Annotated in this window: 14 protein-coding genes; 4 read left to right on the forward strand and 10 right to left on the reverse strand. The window is 49.3% G+C overall.

All coding sequences use genetic code 11. The features are described from left to right. Window positions 1-5: 5 nt before the first annotated feature. The 10 genes from DWY57_RS16970 to DWY57_RS17015 form a co-directional block, all read right to left on the reverse strand. Window positions 6-1,274, reverse strand: coding sequence for an FtsX-like permease family protein (locus tag DWY57_RS16970; protein WP_117601242.1), 1,269 nt, complete (start codon window positions 1,272-1,274; stop codon window positions 6-8). Window positions 1,275-1,277: 3 nt separating this feature from the next. After that, complete coding sequence (locus DWY57_RS16975; RefSeq protein WP_119962128.1) at window positions 1,278-2,558, reverse strand: ABC transporter permease; 1,281 nt, start codon at window positions 2,556-2,558, stop codon at window positions 1,278-1,280. 25 nt (window positions 2,559-2,583) lie between these two features. After that, on the reverse strand, window positions 2,584-3,822 hold the full coding sequence (locus tag DWY57_RS16980) for an FtsX-like permease family protein (protein WP_119962129.1): 1,239 nt from the start codon (window positions 3,820-3,822) through the stop codon (window positions 2,584-2,586). Window positions 3,823-3,855: 33 nt separating this feature from the next. Next, entirely contained in the window at window positions 3,856-5,151 is a 1,296-nt protein-coding gene (locus tag DWY57_RS16985; RefSeq protein ID WP_117601245.1) for an ABC transporter permease, read from the reverse strand. A 1-nt stretch (window position 5,152) separates the two neighbouring features. After that, complete coding sequence (locus DWY57_RS16990) at window positions 5,153-5,767, reverse strand: DUF2807 domain-containing protein (RefSeq protein WP_117601246.1); 615 nt, start codon at window positions 5,765-5,767, stop codon at window positions 5,153-5,155. A gap of 144 nt (window positions 5,768-5,911) precedes the next feature. Then, window positions 5,912-7,174, reverse strand: a complete 1,263-nt coding sequence (locus tag DWY57_RS16995) for an FtsX-like permease family protein (protein WP_117601247.1) — start codon at window positions 7,172-7,174, stop codon at window positions 5,912-5,914. 13 nt (window positions 7,175-7,187) lie between these two features. Then, window positions 7,188-8,462, reverse strand: coding sequence for an ABC transporter permease (locus DWY57_RS17000; RefSeq protein ID WP_119962130.1), 1,275 nt, complete (start codon window positions 8,460-8,462; stop codon window positions 7,188-7,190). A 50-nt stretch (window positions 8,463-8,512) separates the two neighbouring features. Beyond that, on the reverse strand, window positions 8,513-9,178 hold the full coding sequence (locus DWY57_RS17005; protein ID WP_117601249.1) for an ABC transporter ATP-binding protein: 666 nt from the start codon (window positions 9,176-9,178) through the stop codon (window positions 8,513-8,515). 261 nt (window positions 9,179-9,439) lie between these two features. Continuing rightward, window positions 9,440-10,687, reverse strand: coding sequence for an HlyD family efflux transporter periplasmic adaptor subunit (locus DWY57_RS17010; RefSeq protein WP_117601250.1), 1,248 nt, complete (start codon window positions 10,685-10,687; stop codon window positions 9,440-9,442). A gap of 143 nt (window positions 10,688-10,830) precedes the next feature. Next, a complete protein-coding gene (locus DWY57_RS17015; RefSeq protein ID WP_016274394.1) occupies window positions 10,831-11,754 on the reverse strand; it encodes a glucosaminidase domain-containing protein in 924 nt (307 codons plus the stop codon). Window positions 11,755-11,855: 101 nt separating this feature from the next. Here DWY57_RS17015 and cdd point away from each other — a divergent pair, with 101 nt between their 5' ends. The 4 genes from cdd (at window position 11,856) to DWY57_RS17035 (ending at window position 16,493) form a co-directional block, all read left to right on the forward strand. Beyond that, window positions 11,856-12,338: a cytidine deaminase gene (gene cdd, locus DWY57_RS17020; protein WP_005837423.1), complete on the forward strand. Its 483-nt coding sequence runs from the start codon at window positions 11,856-11,858 to the stop codon at window positions 12,336-12,338. A gap of 358 nt (window positions 12,339-12,696) precedes the next feature. Then, complete coding sequence (locus DWY57_RS17025; RefSeq protein ID WP_119962131.1) at window positions 12,697-14,331, forward strand: ABC-F family ATP-binding cassette domain-containing protein; 1,635 nt, start codon at window positions 12,697-12,699, stop codon at window positions 14,329-14,331. A gap of 105 nt (window positions 14,332-14,436) precedes the next feature. Next, window positions 14,437-14,976: a flavodoxin family protein gene (locus DWY57_RS17030; RefSeq protein WP_087333058.1), complete on the forward strand. Its 540-nt coding sequence runs from the start codon at window positions 14,437-14,439 to the stop codon at window positions 14,974-14,976. Window positions 14,977-14,996: 20 nt separating this feature from the next. Next, window positions 14,997-16,493 (forward strand): 4Fe-4S binding protein, encoded by a 1,497-nt coding sequence (locus DWY57_RS17035; RefSeq protein ID WP_119962132.1) that lies wholly within the window; start codon window positions 14,997-14,999, stop codon window positions 16,491-16,493. Window positions 16,494-16,501 lie beyond the last annotated feature (8 nt).

Here is a 16,501-nt window from a genome sequence, read left to right on the forward strand (position 1 = left end):
ACTTTCTATTCATCATGTAATGCTTCGGCAGGCTGCACCTTCATGGCACCTCTTGCCGGATACCAAATACCTGCAACAATCATGACAGCCATAAGCGACCAGGTTGCCACAACAGCTGCCAGAAAACGCCCTCCGCCGAAAGGAAGTTTCTCAACATCCACCAACTCCGCCATTCCCACATTGAAGGCAATAATGACGGCAGGAACGGCTGCAAGGGTAAGCAGCAATATACCCTCCGACATCAGACGGAGGAAGACACCTTGACGCGAACTTCCCATAGCCATACGGAGTGCCACTTCACGGCGACGCTGCTGTGTACGGAACCAGAAAGTGCCGATAACGCCCAGAAAAATATTCATCAACAGAAAGCCGAGCACACAAAGCTGGGTTTTGGCTTCATTCATGTCCTCACGTTCGCATATCTCGCGCAAATCCTTGAAAGAAGTTACATCGAGCAGATAGAGATTCCCTACTTGATAGAGGCGGTCAGCATCCTCCATAAGCTTCTCCATAAAGCCGGAATCGGCATCAGGACGGACACGAAGACTGAGAGTGATGTATCGTGGATTTCCATATTCTTTCAGTCTGTCAAGGTTAAGATGCAAAGCTGCATAAGTACCTCCCCACTCTGAAGAAGTATAGAAGTGCGACCAACGTACGGGTGTGCCGACAGCCCCTACGCGGCACCGTTCATCACTACCGAAATTCAACAGTGTAAGTTCACGGTCTTGTAAAGAAGCTGCATTGTTCAGGTGCAATTCAGGATAGGCTGCAAAAAGATTGGAAGAAACGACCATATGGTCATCCCGTATGGCAGCGGCCATGTGGGTCAACATCTCCTCATCCGAGCTACCATAACGGAACACACGGAAAAAATCAGGTTCCACCCAAAGCAGATGAACATTCTCCGATATAGTATCCAGCCCCAGATTGAGACCGTTGCTACCGTCATTATAAGGAAAGCAATTCTGAGAAAGTGCCACAGCTTCCACACCTGGACGATGCCTCAAACGTTCGGCAAGTTCCACAAGATGCCGCATATCATCGTCCTTGGTCAAATCGAAATTATAAGCAGTAGACTTGAGAGTAAGCTTACTGACTGCAATATTATAGCAATGTTCCGTATCAAAACCCATCGGGGCATTGTAAACACGAAGAGTAACCAGTGTCCAGTCCACAATGTACCAAAGCACCACAAAGACCAGCAGCAGTTCCGTAAAAAGGAAAAGGCTGGAACGCCATTCATTCTTAATCTGAACCAATATATTCTTCATATGTCATTCCCCCCTCTGATTGATTGCATCCACTATATTCATCCTCGAAGCCCTCCATGCCGGGATACCGGCTGAAAGCAAATTCATCAGCAAACAGAAACCGAAAGCCGACAGAAAAGCCCATGGAGAAAGTAACATGCCAGGTGTCAGTGAAGTGTCTCCATTTAAATAGGCATTGGCGCTATTGCCAAAGAGGAAGCCGTTCAATAAAAAAGTAGCACCGTAACTCAAAGCCAGCCCCAGCATACCCGCCAACAGAGAGAGCAGCAGGTTTTCGAAAAACACCTGTCTTACCAGTTCACTACCCGTAGCGCCGAAAGCTTTGCGTACCCCGATTTCACTCATACGCTTCCGCATCCGCGAGAGGGTCATGGAAGAAAGGTTGATGGCAGGCACCAGTAGCAAGATGGTGATGACAAGCGCGTAACGCAAAACAATCCCCTTCATATCCGGCAAATGGTCCCATTTACGATACAGATTGGCAAACACCCCATCGGGTTGGTCACGATAAAAGGTTTCCGCTTCGGATAGACCGGCGTTATACGCAAGGCGCAATCTCTCCGCCTCTTCACGAATAGCCGGAAAATCGGCCGACGAATGTGCTAATATCACAGCCTTCATCTGCCCCATCGTATTTTCCCACCAGGCAAAACCGGCAGCATCGGTCGAATTATAAGGTACCCACACTTGCCCGTATGCTGAAGTGGCAAGCATGGAAACATCGGCCACGACACCTGAAACCCGGTAATCCACATGATTCAGTTGCAATGTCTGCCCCGTTGCCTCCGTAGTGCCGAACAACCGACGCGCCACGGTAGCCGAGATAACGGCACAAGGTATTCCGGCATCGCTGTCTGCCTTGCTGAAACCTTTACCACTCAAAAAACGGAAACGGAAGATGTGCCAGAACTGTTCGTCCGTCTGCACCATATCCGCTGTCAGCTTTGCTCCAGCGGGCAACGACACACGCACTTTTTCCGGTAAAGATATAAGCGTGACGGCCTCTGCCGTAGAAAGCTGTTTAAAACATCCCTTACCCGTCTGTACAGACATGTGCCCATATGCCCCATGGTCAGTTCCTTTATACCTTACTGCCATGGTAGAAACATAAAGCGAACGCGAGCGGTTTATCTCCGGCTCACAATCTACCATACGTACTTGCAGGGTGATGACAAGCACCATAATCATGCAAATGGCAAGAGCGGTACCTATCACGGACACCCAAGTGATAATGGGATTCTCCCGCAAATGGTAGAAGGCTTGCTGAAAGTAGAGACGTATCATAAATAATTAAAAATTGAAAATTAAATTATTCGTCGTGCAGAGCTTCGGCGGGCTGTACCTTCATCGCCTTGCGGGCGGGGATGCCGATGCCGATAATAATCATGAGGGCTATCAACACAAAGCTGATCGCGGCACAGAGCAGCAGACGGCCCCACTCCAATGTCGTACCGTTCCTCCAGGAGTTCAATTCCAGATTCGCCAGATTATAGTCGATGAGCAATGCAACAGGAGTGACAATTGCCAACAATAATATCCCTTCACTAAGCAGCCGGCTGAAGATGGCACGGTCTGTCGCTCCATGCGCTTTGTGCAGCGCTATTTCCGAACGGCGTTGCTGCGTACGGAACCAGAATGTTCCGAGCAAGCCGAGGAAGATGTTCAGCAGCAGGAATCCCATACCCATCACATAGTTACGGATATCATTGGTCCATGCCTGCTGGAAGTTGCGGCGGATGTCCTTGAAAGAACGTATCTCCGAAATGAAGATGTTACCTACGCGAAACTGGCTCTCACTGTCTGCCTTCAACCTCTCAATGAAGTCATTGTCCTGCCCTTCACGGACACGGACACAAAGTTCGAGACCGACATAGTAGAAATTCTGCTTCACCATCATGGAATATGAGCTTCGTGCCTGGTCGTAATCGTGATAGCGTACATCTTGCAATGCGGCACCCAGCCGGTAGGTCTTCGTTGTGTCCCCAAAGAGATGGAACCGCTGGCCCACAAAGTCGGTCATCCTACGGTCATACTTACTAAAAAGGTTGTCCGAAGCCATGAAATCCCCGCGTTCCAACATTTCAGCCAATTGTTCGGGTGTCTCGCCACGCGTGCCCCGATAGCGAAATACACGGGGAAAATCCGGTGTCACCAACCTCCGGATAGTCCAACCGGGAGAACGCAACGTATCGTAGCTCACTTCAGCGCTTGAATTGCTTCCATTGTAAGGGTACGAATTCTGTGAAAGGCTCACCGCCTCTATCTCTGGCCGGTGGCGCAGACGCTCCAGCAACTTGGCTATGTCATCGTGGGTCTGCTGAGAGGTATGCCCGGCTATGTAGTCGGGGCTTTTGGGTGTCAGTTCACCCAACTCGATGAGGTAACAATGCTCGATATCAAAGCCTTTCGGCTCCAGGTAGGTAGCGGCGCGAGTATAGAGATAGTCCACCACGTACCACATCACTACGCTCACCACCAGCAGCTCCAGCACCAACCATAGGTTTGAGAGCCATTCATTCTTTATCTGTATAAGAAGTTTCTTAGTCATTTTCTTCAGCGATTAATGTTTAGTGACACGGGATTATTTATGCAAGCGTCCACCCAATGCATTTACAATGCCTACCCTCGATGCACGCCATGCGGGAATACCGGAACTCAATAAGTTCAGCACAAAGCAGAACAGCAGTGCCCAGCCAAAAGTAGAGCCATGCAGCAATATACTTGCATCCACGGCGGGAGGGCTCAGCGTCTGGCTGAATTCCTGGGCAAACAGCAGGGTATTTCCCAAATAAGCAAACACGACGCTCAGTAACAATCCCAGAATCCCTGCCAACAGTGTCACCACCAAATTCTCTGCAATGATTTGCCTCATCAGTTCCAGTCTTGTTGAACCGAATGCCCGGCGTACACCGATCTCAGCCACACGCTGGCGCAAACGGCTCTGTGTCATCGAGCTGAGGTTGATGGCAGGAACAATCAGTAGGATGATGAAGATAATGAGGCGCTGTCTGCGCGCCTGGTCCACGTCCGGTTCGATGTTGGCAGCCATGCCCGCGGCACTCTTCTCCTGGTCGTAGGGACGGTTGCGGTAAATCAACGAATAACCGTTCTCACCGATTATCGTGTTGTACTCCTGACGGCGGCGCTCCGTTTCCTCGCGGATGGCTGGAAAATCTTCGCGGCTTTTTGCCAGGATGGTGACGCTCATCATCCCCATGTGTTCGTCGCTCCAGGTATCCTTCGTTATCTCAGTAGAGGTATAGGGTACCCATACCTGCGCGTAAGCTGTGTTGGCTAAAGTAGAAACATCCTTCACTACGCCGGCCACTGTATAAGGAGCATGGTTCAAGAGGAATTCACGGCCCACGGCCTCCGTTGTCTGGAATAGCCGGCGCGCCACACTTTCCGTAATCACTGCCACGGGCAGTCCGGCGTCGAACGTAGCCCGGTCATAGGCCTTTCCTGCAACAAACGAAAAATCGAATACATGCCAAAAGGTATCATCTGTCTGCAACAAATCGATACCCGTTGCAGGTTGTCCCGGCAGATTCACGGGGGTAGAAACCACCATGCAGGTATAAATCGTTACCGCTTCCGGTGTCTTCAGCGATTTAAAGCACTCGAGCGCCGTCTTTATACCCATCGGTCCGTTGCTGGTTCCATCGCCCCAACTCTTGTTGGTAATGCTCATATAATGGGCGTGCAGAAAGCGGTCACGGTTACTTTCAGGGGCAAACGGGGCCACCTTCACCTGCTGCATCATCACCACCAGCATGATGAGGAAGATGGCAAGTGCCGTACCGGCTATGGTGACGGCACTAATCATCGGTTGCTGCCGCAACTGTGCCCAAGCTTGTGTGAAAAATTGCTTTATCATCTCAACGGCCTATTTTCAAATTATCAGTATTTACCTCGCCTATGCCTCCTTTAGAAATGTCAGCATGCCCGGCAGTTCCACTCAAAGTAATTTCACCGACTCCACCTACTTTGGCAGAGAGATAATCGCAAACTACATGGATGTCGGCACTGCCCACACCACGTAAAGCCACCCTCAGGTCACGGCAAGTCAAATCCTTCACATGTACATCACCCACGCCTTTCACTTCAAACTCCAGCTTATCCAGCTTCAAGGGTTCCTCACAGTTGAATTCACCCACACCGATAAATTCCACCATCTTTAAGTCCGGAGCCGAGAGACGGATGGTAACACCGTCATTTTGGTTGCGCACCTTCTTATCCTTGAAGCCGATGGTGAGATGACCATCCTTCACTGTGCTCTCCGTATTCTTCACGTACTTCTCCCGTCCTTCAATCTGTAGGGAGTAACTGTCGCTCTGTGTGAAATAAACCGTACCCACAGAAGTTATCCTGATGGATGAGAATGCCTCCACCTTACGTACTTCACTCACTTTGTTATCTTGTCCCCATGCACAAATTACGCCTGCAAATGCCAATGCCAATGCGATGATAACACCTATAATATTTGTCTTCATATTCTTGCTTATTTATTACGATGATTACTTACTCAAAAAACAGATAATATATTTAGTACGAACGGATGATATATTTGCCCCAAACAAGTGATGTGTTCGATACAAACAGATGATACGTTCTTTTTTATCGTTGATATTATTTTCTTATTCTTCATGTAACGCCTCTGCCGGCTCTATCTTCATGGCTTGCCGGGCCGGATACCAAATACCCATCATCACCATCAGTGCTATCAACAGCCAAGCACCTAATGAGCCTATCAGGAAACGTATCATGCTCCACTCTACCGGCCAGGTCGCAATCAATGCAGTACGTCCAATGGTGAATTCGCCGACACCTACGTTGTAACATACCAGCATAGCAGGCAAAGTAACCAATGCCAACAGCAGTAACCCCTCCCCCATAAGAAGGGAAAAAACCTGATGCTTGGTACTACCCATAGCCAACCGTAAGGCTATTTCCGAGCGACGACGGCGCGTACGAACCCAGAAAGTGCCTATCAGCCCCAAAAAGACATTACCCAAAAGGAACAATACCACTATTGTCTGACTATTCACTTTGTCCGTATCTCCATACATCACTTCAAACTGTGCCTGCATTTGCGTGTAAGGTTCCGCATCGGCAACAAATATATTGTCCGTATCCAGCCTCGGTGCTATCTCGCGGAGAAATTGTTCCCGATAGTCCGGTCCGTCGGCTGCAGGCTTTACACGGAAAACTATCTGTGCCTGCTGACTGCCGAATTCCTCACGCATAAGTTGCTCGCCCAGGCGCATAAAAATCCAATGAGCGTCATTACCATAGCGGTAATCGCGGAAACTGCCGACAATGCCACCTTGAGTAACAGTATTCACAGTATCTCCACGCCATTTCATCGGTGTGTTGAGTGAAAATTCCGGTAGCCGTTCCTTGAAGGCATCGGCAATAGCCTGACTCAACATCACATTATTGATGCCGATAGGCAAAGCGGCAAAAGTCCGTCCTTGTTCCTCCTGCATATGGAAAACCCGGGTATATCCACCGGTAGCATAAATCATACGCCCGTTCTGCCCGATGGTATCTTGTACAGCCAGCGAGTTATAACTATTTGCGCCACTCATAGGCAAACTCCAATAACTCAATGAAGCGGCCTCTACAGTCGGTTCTTGTTCCAGCCTTTTCAGGATATTCAGATACTTGTCGGCATCGAGCAATGCAGTATCACGACTCTCGCCTCCCTGAACCGTAGTAAGACGATAAACATGGTCGATATCATATCCCAACGGACGATAGAAAGTATATTTCATACATCCCAGAGAGTCGCAAAGAAACCACATCACGATGAATACCAAAAAAAGTTCGGCCAAGACCCACCCACTATTGCTCAGGCGTGCCCATATCATGCGTAAGTTGTGTAAAATGAATTTCATAATACTTCTTGTTTTATTTATCGTTCAGTGAATCTACAATTGTCCGTCTTGCTGCCATCCATGCAGGCAGTCCGGCACTAAGCGTATTGATGACCACGCAGAAAGCAAAAGCCAGCAGAAATACCCAGGGACTGAACAATGCCTCCATGCTCAAGCTAAAGTCACCGGCTGTACCGACATTCTGGCTATTGGTAAAAAGCCAGGTACGCATTCCCCATACAGCTACGTAGCTGAACAATAATCCTACCACACCGCCAAGCAGTGTCAGTACCAGGTTCTCATTCAGAATTTGGCGTATCAGTACACCGCGCGTTCCTCCGAAGGCCTTACGTACCCCAAGCTCCGAGGTACGCTGCTGCATCCGGCTGTTACTCAGCCCGCACAAATTGAGCGACGGCACCAACAGAATGATGAACAATGCAATGGCATATTGCAGGTATAGCATCGTCACATCCGGTCCTACGTTAGCCCATACATGGTTCACATGCGCCACGATGTCATCCGGTTGCTCCATGATGTCTATCTGCATATCTCCCAATCCTGCATTGACAGCCTCTATCCGTTTGGCAATACCTTGACTGATAGCCGGAAAATCGTCGGATGTACGTGCCAGCACAGCAATATGAACACTACCACCATAACTCCATACCGAAGTCACTTCCAACTTATCGGCCGGATACATACTCCATACTTGTGCGTAAGCATCCTTTGCGGTGACAGAAACATCCTTTACCACTCCTATCACACGCGCCGGTTCGCGGTTCAACAATAACTGCTGTCCCACCGCATCTGTCGTACCAAACAGTTTCCGTGCCACAGAAGCACAAACCACAACAGCCTTTGTACCTCCTGCACGATCCTCTTCGCCAAAACCGTGTCCTGCCATGAACTGCAGGCTGAATACCTTCCAAAAGCCCTGATCGGTCTGCATAGCATCCACCTTTACCCGGTTGCTACCATCTGTAAGAGACACCAAAGCGGCACTGGCCGGAACAAAAGCAGTACAAGCTTCCACTTCGGATAACGGCTGTATACATTCTTTCATAAATGCCGGTGAAGGAGTATTATAGTTTTGTACCCCCTCCTCTATCTTGCTGCTTATATGCATGGCAGAAAAGTAAAGGCACCGGCTACGGTTCACTTCCGGTTCCAAATCGGCATACTTCGTTTGCCAAATAATCACAATAGCCATAATCATGGTAATGGCAAACGCCGTACCCAGTATGGAAATTGTACTCAGCAGCGGATTCTGCTTCAAGATAGTAAAAGCTTGTCTTACGGTTTGCATTTCATTTATTGATAGTTGATAATTAATAGTTGATAGTTTCTAAGCAGTAATTATTCCACCTGACGTCCGTCGAAGAAGCGGATGGTACGCGAGGTCTGTTTGGCCTGCTCTTCATTGTGAGTCACCATCACAATGGTACGTCCGTCTTCCTTGTTCAGCTGATGCAACAGCTCCATGACTTCGGCACCCATTTTGGAGTCCAAATTACCGGTAGGCTCATCGGCGAGGATTATCTCCGGATTGCCGATGATGGCGCGGGCAATGGCTACACGCTGGCACTGTCCACCGGAGAGCTGTGTAGGCATGTGGCGCATGCGGTGGCTCAAACCGACCTTCTTCAACACCTCTTCCGCCAGACGACGGCGTTCTTTGGCAGACACCTTTCTATACAGCAAAGGCAGCTCCACATTATCCAATACATTCAGCGAGTTAATCAGATGGAAAGACTGAAACACAAAACCCAGCTTCTGGTTACGGAAAGCAGCCAGCTCCTTGTCCTTCATGCCGTCCACTTTCGTACCGGCTATTTCGATGGTACCGCTGGTGGGTGCATCCAGTAAACCCATAATGTTCAGCAACGTAGATTTTCCGCAACCGGAAGGTCCCATGATACTGAGAAATTCTCCCTTGTTCACTTCGAGGTTTACATTTTCCAATGCCACGGTTTCAATCTCGTTTGTACGATAAATCTTGTTGATGCCAGTTAACTTAATCATAATGGTAAGTATTTAATTGTTATTATTCTGTTCTGTTTCTATTCCGCACAATTTCTGCTTCAAGAGATCAAAAGTTGTACCAAAATCGTTTATTATTGATTATCTGCTATTTATACATGCAGTAAGGTGTCCGAAAATGAACACCTTGTCCGTTTTCATCTATCCGTCACGCAGGGCTTCCGTAGGTGGAATGCGACTGATACTGCGCGCCACAGTTTGTTCTGCTTCAACAGTTCCCAGACTTATTTAAGTAAGACTTTATCATTTCAGTTTCAACTTATTCTTGTTCTTATAGTTACTCATATCACTCACCACCACTTCATCACCCGGTTGCAAGCCACTGACCACTTCTACAAACTCAAAGTTGGAATCGCCCAGCTGCACCTTGCGCTTTACGATTTCCTTATCGGAATTGCGTACAAAAAGTTCATACTCCCCACGTCCCACATAATAGCTGGCATTGGCTATGCGCATCACGTCTTCCTTCACTGCATTCATCACGTATACATCTGTCTTCAGACCGGAACGGAGACGGCGGTTATTATCTTCATTCAACTGCACGGTAAAGGATATTACACCATTCTTTGAAAGCGGAGTAACACTGCTTACGGAACCTTCCAGCTTTTCGCTGCCAATCTTCACAATGGCCTTGCCGCCGGCAGCCACACGGTCACCGTAAGTATCGGCAATCTCGCCTTCCACCTTGAAGTGGCTCAAGTCGGAGATGACGGCAATCTGGGTCCCTTCAGGAACCTGAGCTCCAATCTGATTGTTGATATAAGTAAGGATGGCCTTCCGGGGCGAACGCACCTGCGCGTCATCGAGCGTACGTTTGGTTTCGGCCAGTGTCTTCTGGAACATGCTGAAATCCAATTCCTGCACTTGGTATTCCGCAGCCAACACTTCCTTCTCGTTGGCATACTGCTGCTGTAATTGCTCGTATTCCAGTTGTGCAACGTTGTAGCTCAGTTCTGCTTGGCGCACTTTGTCAGTGGTGCCGGAACCGAGGCTATCGAGGTACTGCTCGTTGCGCAGCTCCACCTTCATGCGGTCAAGCTTCATGGCGGAGACTTTGATTTTCATCTGAAGGTCGGTCAGCTTGGTTTGGTTGTCAAGTTTCAGCTGCTTTAGCTTGTAGCTGCGCATCTGCTCTTCGTCCAGCATCTTCTTGTAGTCGGTTTCGGCACTCTGTAAGTCCAGTTTCAGGATAGGAGTACCGACATCCACACTATCGCCACCTTTTCTGTACACCTCCAAAATGCGGGTATTGATGGGCGAGTTGATAATTTCCTCGAATGCCGGAACCACCTTGCCGGAGGCGCTGACACTGACTTCAATCGTGCCCTTGCCTACTTTGGAGAACACAAGATCTTTCTCTTTCACTCCCGCACGCATCAATGAAATGAGTACACTGACCACTACGATACCTGCCACGCCGATAGCACCGTAGCGGATAATTTTCTTATTGCGTTCTTTATTACGCACTTCTTTCGGAATTTCTCTATCCATATCTTTAAATTTTATTGTTTGCGAACATAACGCTTAATATATACTAAATTCATGCCAAAATCATAACCCACTGAAAGTAAGCGAAAAGACAAAAAAGAAGGGTGTCCGTTTTCGGACACCCTGTACATTTTCGGATAGATTCTTTATCTTAATCTCAAACGGTCGCCAATCTCCGGCACGTATTCCGCATCCTTGCGATTCATCTTATAAAGGTTCTTCAGACGAATGCCGTACTTTTGGGAAATGGAGTGCATGGAATCACCATCCTTCACAATGTAGACAGTATGGGGTTTAGCGGCTTTCTTACGCTTTTCTTTCAAGTAGATGATGTCTCCCGCCTCCAGTGTATATTCTTTATGGAGGTCGTTGTATTTCACCAGCTTCTTCCAGCTGATGTCAAACTCCTTGCCCAACACCTGGAAGGTGTCTCCGTCGCGTGCCACTACATAAGCTATATCGTTGGCAATGTACACCTGATGCGGATTGGCCAGCCAAGGCTTCTTTTTCAGTTCCTTCTCCCAGCTGCGGGCATCGCGCTTGCTCATGCCACGGCTGTCGTACTTATACAGTTCATAATCCTCGATAATGGTTATCAGTCGGTTGGCATACGACGGGTCGGTAGCATAGCCAGCCTTCTTCAAGCCGCGCGCCCAACCCTTATAGTCCGTAATCTTCAGTTTGAAAAGAAAAGCATAACGTGCTCCCCTTTTCAAGAAATCGGAATGGTCTTCATAAGAGTCTTTCGGATTGCGATAAGCGCGGAAACATTCATTGCGGGCATCGTCATCATGCCTCACTGTCCGTCCGCGCCAGTTGCCTCCGCACTTGATGCCGAAGTGGTTGTTGCTCTTGCGCGCCAGCGCGCTGTATCCGGCACCGCTCTCCAACAGCCCTTGGGCCAGCGTGATGCTGGCAGGTATCTTATGACGCTGCATCTGCTCCACGGCAAGGGGGGCATACTGTTTGATATACTCATTGTAGCGGGCATTCCGGCGTTGTGCCTGCACTGTTGTAATGGAAATAAAAAGAAATGCTATGATAGCAGTCAGTCTGAAAATCCGTTTCATGCTTAAAATGTTGAGTTCTGCACAAAAGTCCGTAAAAGAATTGAAATAACCAATCTCTTTTCTATCTTTGTAACATTAATTACAATATAACCCTTTGCCTTATGAAAGAATTAAATATCGAAATCGCCGTCAAGATATACGACTATGAAGAACTGGATGCCGCCGACCGCGAACTGATGGATGCCGCCCGCGAGGCTACCAACCGCAGCTATGCCCCTTACTCCCACTTCTCGGTAGGAGCTGCAGCCAGACTGGCAAACGGTATTGTAGTGACCGGCACCAACCAGGAAAACGCCGCCTATCCTTCCGGGCTGTGTGCAGAACGCACCACCCTATTCTATGCCAACTCCCAACATCCCGACCAGGCAGTAACCACCCTCGCCATTGCTGCACGCAACGAGCACGACGAGTTCCTGGAGTCTCCCATCCCGCCCTGCGGCGCCTGCCGGCAAGTGATGCTCGAAACGGAGAAGCGCTTCAAGCAGCCAATGCGGGTGTTGCTGTATGGCAAAAAGGGAATCTACGAGCTGAAGAATGTGGGAGAATTACTGCCACTCTCGTTCGATGCTTCGGCCATGAAGTAACAGAACCAATAAAGTATTAACATCGTGTCTGCAGGAAGTTAATTTCTTGCAAACACGATATTAACTTCTTGCCGACACGATATTAATATCGCAAAAAGCCTTTGTTATTCAGTGGAAATCATTACCTTTGCGCCCACTAACCAATTAATTCCACCGATGAGAATATCCGACTAAAGACAACACATTCCGGTAAACATCACTATCAACATGCTTTTTCAGACTGAACGCTGAGCATCACCTATATAGATGTTTAGCCAATACTGTGTTTGTCTGTACCCCTCCCCTTCGAGAATTTCAATTTCGGGGAATGCTTGCATCTCCCCTATCATTCTTACTTCTAAAAACACAGTAGAAACTTATGAGCTTTATCATTAAAGACCTTAGCTATATCCATGCAGATAAGGAAATCTTGTTTTCACACCTCCACTTGAGTATCAACTCCGGAGATAAAATAGCCCTGACCGGAAATAACGGTTGCGGCAAGTCTACCCTCATGCGTATTTTGGTAGGAGACTTGTCTCCAAGTTCGGGAACGGTGCTACGCCCCGAACATCTGTACTACGTACCCCAGCACTTCGGACAATACGACCGGCAGACAATAGCACAAGCTTTGGGAATCAGCCACAAGCTATCTGCCCTGCATGCCATCCTAAGCGGTAACGCTACCGAAAAGCACTTCAATACGCTCAATGATGACTGGAACGTGGAAGAACGCGCCCAGACTTCTCTCGACAGCTGGGGACTGGACGGTATCCCACTCTCCCGTCCGATGGAAGGACTTAGCGGCGGCGAAAAGACCCGCATCTTCCTGGCAGGCATGGAGTTGCACAACCCAACAGCCATCCTGCTGGACGAACCGACCAACTATCTGGACGCGGATGGACGGGAACGTCTGTATAACTTGATACGACGGACATCGGCTACCGTGCTCGTCATCAGTCACGACCGCACGCTACTGAATCAGTTGCCTGCCATCTGCGAACTCTCCTCCCAGGGATTGACGTATTACAGCGGAAACTACGACTTCTACAAAAAACAGAAGACCCTGCAACAAAACGCCCTCACCCAACAACTGGAAGAGAAGCAGAAAGCCCTGCGCCTTGCACGCAAAGTGGCACGCGAAGTAGAAGAACGGAAGGCCAAACAGAATGTGCGGGGAGAAAAAAACTCCATTAAAAAGGGGATTCCCCGCATCATGATGGGAGCACTGAAAAACAATGCGGAAAACAGCAGCAGCAGACTCAGCAGCATTCATACGGAGAAAACGGAAAAATTGCAGGCAGAAATGTCAGGTATCAAAAGTTCACTGCCACAGACAGACAAACTGAAAACAGACTTCAATGCCTCTCATCTGCATGTGGGGAAGGTTCTAGTCAAGGCAAAGGACGTCAACTTTCATTATCCCAGCCTCGCGGCTTCTCCTATGGAGACAACCCGTCCGGAGGCAGTAAAGGAGCTCTGGTCTTCCTCCCTCACCTTCCAGCTAAGAAGCGGCGACCGCCTCAGCTTGAAAGGAAAAAACGGCAGTGGAAAAACAACCCTGCTGAAACTCATCATGGGCGAATTGCACCCCACCGACGGAGTGATGGAGCGTGCCGGCTTCACCTCCGTCTATCTGGACCAGGAATACTCCCTCGTCCGTAATGAGCGCAGCGTACTCCAACAAGCAGAAGCCTTCAACCACCGCCACCTGCCGGAACATGAAGTGAAAACCATCCTCAACCGCTATCTCTTTCCCCGCGACGTGTGGAACAAGCCGTGCAGCAAACTGAGTGGCGGCGAAAAGATGCGTCTTTCCTTCTGCTGCCTGATGATTGCCGACAACACCCCGGACATGTTCATTTTGGACGAACCCACCAACAATCTGGACATCGAGAGCATAGAAATAATAACGGCAACGATACGCAACTACGCCGGCACCGTAATTGCCATCAGCCACGACCGGGAATTTCTGAAAGACACCGGCATCGAACGGGAGATACTTTTGGAATGAATCAGTAATTTAGGTAACAACAACCGTAATTTGTATACTGCCGTTCTCATAAAACCGGCCTATTTTTGTAGCACGTAATCATTTACTAACTAACGAACAACGAATATGAGCAAAAAAGTATTAATCCTCTCCTCCAGTCCCCGCAGGAATGGAAACTCCGACCTCTTGTGCAACGAATTCATGCGCGGTGCCGCAGAAGCCGGACATCAAGTAGAAAAGATTTTCCTGAAAGACAAGCACATCAACTACTGCACGGGATGCAGCGTATGCAGCATGTACGGCAAACCCTGCCCGCAAAAGGACGATGCCGCCGAAGTGGTGGAAAAGATGATTGCCGCCGACGTCATCGTCATGGCAACTCCCGTATACTTCTACACCATGAGCGCGCAGATGAAGACACTGATTGACCGTTGTTGTGCACGCTACCTTGAAATAAAGAACAAGGAGTTCTACTTCATCATCGCCGCCGCCGAAGAAAGTGTCCCCATGATGGAACGTACCATTGATGGTTTCCGTGGCTTCCTCGACTGCCTGGAAGAGCCCAAAGAATGCGGCACCATTTATGGCGTGGGTGCCTGGAAGGTAGGCGAGATAAACGACAAGCCTTCCATGCACGAAGCCTACGAGATGGGGAAAAAAGTATAAAGAACGAATACTAAACATTTATGCTACGTACCATCAGACTGACCCTTGCCGTCATCTTCTTTGCATTCATCACGCTGTTGTTCCTCGACTTCACGGGAACACTGCATGCCTGGTTCGGATGGATGGCGAAAATACAATTCCTGCCGGCCGTGCTGGCACTGAACATCGGTGTAGTACTGTTTCTTGCAATGCTGACCTTGGTATTCGGACGCATCTACTGCTCCGTCATCTGCCCGTTAGGAGTATTCCAGGATATTGTTTCCTGGCTCTCCGCCAAACGGAAGAAGAACCGTTTCCGCTATTCGCCTGTACTGAAATGGCTACGCTACGGTGTGCTGGGAGTATTCGTACTTGCCATTATCGGCGGACTGAACTCTTTTGTCGTGCTACTGGCCCCTTACAGCTCATACGGGCGCATCGTTTCCAGCCTTTTCTCCCCGCTCTACCAATGGGCAAACAACGGACTGGCCTACCTGGCCGAACGTGCTGACAGCTATGCCTTCTATGAAACGGATGTATGGATGAAGAGTCTCCCTACCCTGCTGATTGCCACGGTCACTCTGGTGGTCCTCATCGTGCTGGCATGGCGAGGCGGACGTACCTATTGTAACACCATCTGTCCGGTAGGTACAGTGCTTGGCTTCCTCTCGAAGTATTCCTTGCTGAAACCGGTAATTGACACAAAGAAGTGCAACAGTTGTGGACTTTGTGCCCGTAACTGCAAGGCATCGTGCATCAACATCAAGGCACACGAAATAGATTACAGCCGTTGCGTGGCATGTATGGACTGTATCAGCAAGTGCAGGAAAGGTGCCATCACTTACACACGCCGCAAGCCGGCCTCCGCTGCAGTCTCTCAGGAAACCTCCGTGGCACCGGAGCAGGTAAACGACGCCCGCCGCGCATTTCTCTCTACAACCGCCGTGTTTGCTGCTACGGCAGCCCTCAAGGCACAAGAGAAGAAAGTGGACGGTGGACTGGCTGTCATCGAGGACAAAAAAATCCCCGAGCGCGCCACTCCCATCACTCCTCCGGGCTCACTGAGCGCCCGCCACTTTGCACAACACTGCACAGCCTGCCAGCTCTGCGTATCGGTATGCCCCAACCAAGTGCTCCGTCCTTCTTCGGACTTGACAAAACTGATGCAGCCGGAAATGTCTTACGAACGCGGTTACTGCCGCCCCGAATGCGCCAAGTGTGCGGAGGTGTGTCCTACCGATGCCATCCATCTGACGAACCTCGCCGAGAAATCGGCCATCCAAATCGGTCATGCCGTATGGATTAAGGAGAATTGCATCTGCATCACAGACAAGATGGAATGTGGGAACTGTGCCCGCCATTGTCCGGCCGGTGCCATACAGATGGTTCCTTCAGACCCGGAAGACGAAGCCTCCATCAAGATACCGGTAGTCAACGCCGAACGCTGCACCGGATGCGGAGCATGCGAGAACCTTTGTCCGTCGCGTCCGTTCAGTGCCATTTATGTGGAAGGCCATGTGATGCACAGAACTGTCTAAAGCAGCTT

Source organism: Bacteroides sp. AF25-5LB (genome assembly GCF_003602965.1).
Taxonomy (GTDB): domain Bacteria; phylum Bacteroidota; class Bacteroidia; order Bacteroidales; family Bacteroidaceae; genus Bacteroides; species Bacteroides uniformis.

Coding starts and splice junctions, on each gene's coding strand:
- DWY57_RS17000 (WP_119962130.1), bottom strand. CDS start 8,462: ATGCAAACCGTAAGACAAGCTTTTACTATCTTGAAGCAGAATCCGCTG.
- DWY57_RS16995 (WP_117601247.1), bottom strand. CDS start 7,174: ATGAAATTCATTTTACACAACTTACGCATGATATGGGCACGCCTGAGC.
- DWY57_RS17015 (WP_016274394.1), bottom strand. CDS start 11,754: ATGAAACGGATTTTCAGACTGACTGCTATCATAGCATTTCTTTTTATT.
- DWY57_RS17005 (WP_117601249.1), bottom strand. CDS start 9,178: ATGATTAAGTTAACTGGCATCAACAAGATTTATCGTACAAACGAGATT.
- DWY57_RS17030 (WP_087333058.1), top strand. CDS start 14,437: ATGAGCAAAAAAGTATTAATCCTCTCCTCCAGTCCCCGCAGGAATGGA.
- DWY57_RS17035 (WP_119962132.1), top strand. CDS start 14,997: ATGCTACGTACCATCAGACTGACCCTTGCCGTCATCTTCTTTGCATTC.
- DWY57_RS16990 (WP_117601246.1), bottom strand. CDS start 5,767: ATGAAGACAAATATTATAGGTGTTATCATCGCATTGGCATTGGCATTT.
- DWY57_RS16970 (WP_117601242.1), bottom strand. CDS start 1,274: ATGAAGAATATATTGGTTCAGATTAAGAATGAATGGCGTTCCAGCCTT.
- DWY57_RS17010 (WP_117601250.1), bottom strand. CDS start 10,687: ATGGATAGAGAAATTCCGAAAGAAGTGCGTAATAAAGAACGCAATAAG.
- DWY57_RS17025 (WP_119962131.1), top strand. CDS start 12,697: ATGAGCTTTATCATTAAAGACCTTAGCTATATCCATGCAGATAAGGAA.
- DWY57_RS16975 (WP_119962128.1), bottom strand. CDS start 2,558: ATGATACGTCTCTACTTTCAGCAAGCCTTCTACCATTTGCGGGAGAAT.
- cdd (WP_005837423.1), top strand. CDS start 11,856: ATGAAAGAATTAAATATCGAAATCGCCGTCAAGATATACGACTATGAA.
- DWY57_RS16985 (WP_117601245.1), bottom strand. CDS start 5,151: ATGATAAAGCAATTTTTCACACAAGCTTGGGCACAGTTGCGGCAGCAA.
- DWY57_RS16980 (WP_119962129.1), bottom strand. CDS start 3,822: ATGACTAAGAAACTTCTTATACAGATAAAGAATGAATGGCTCTCAAAC.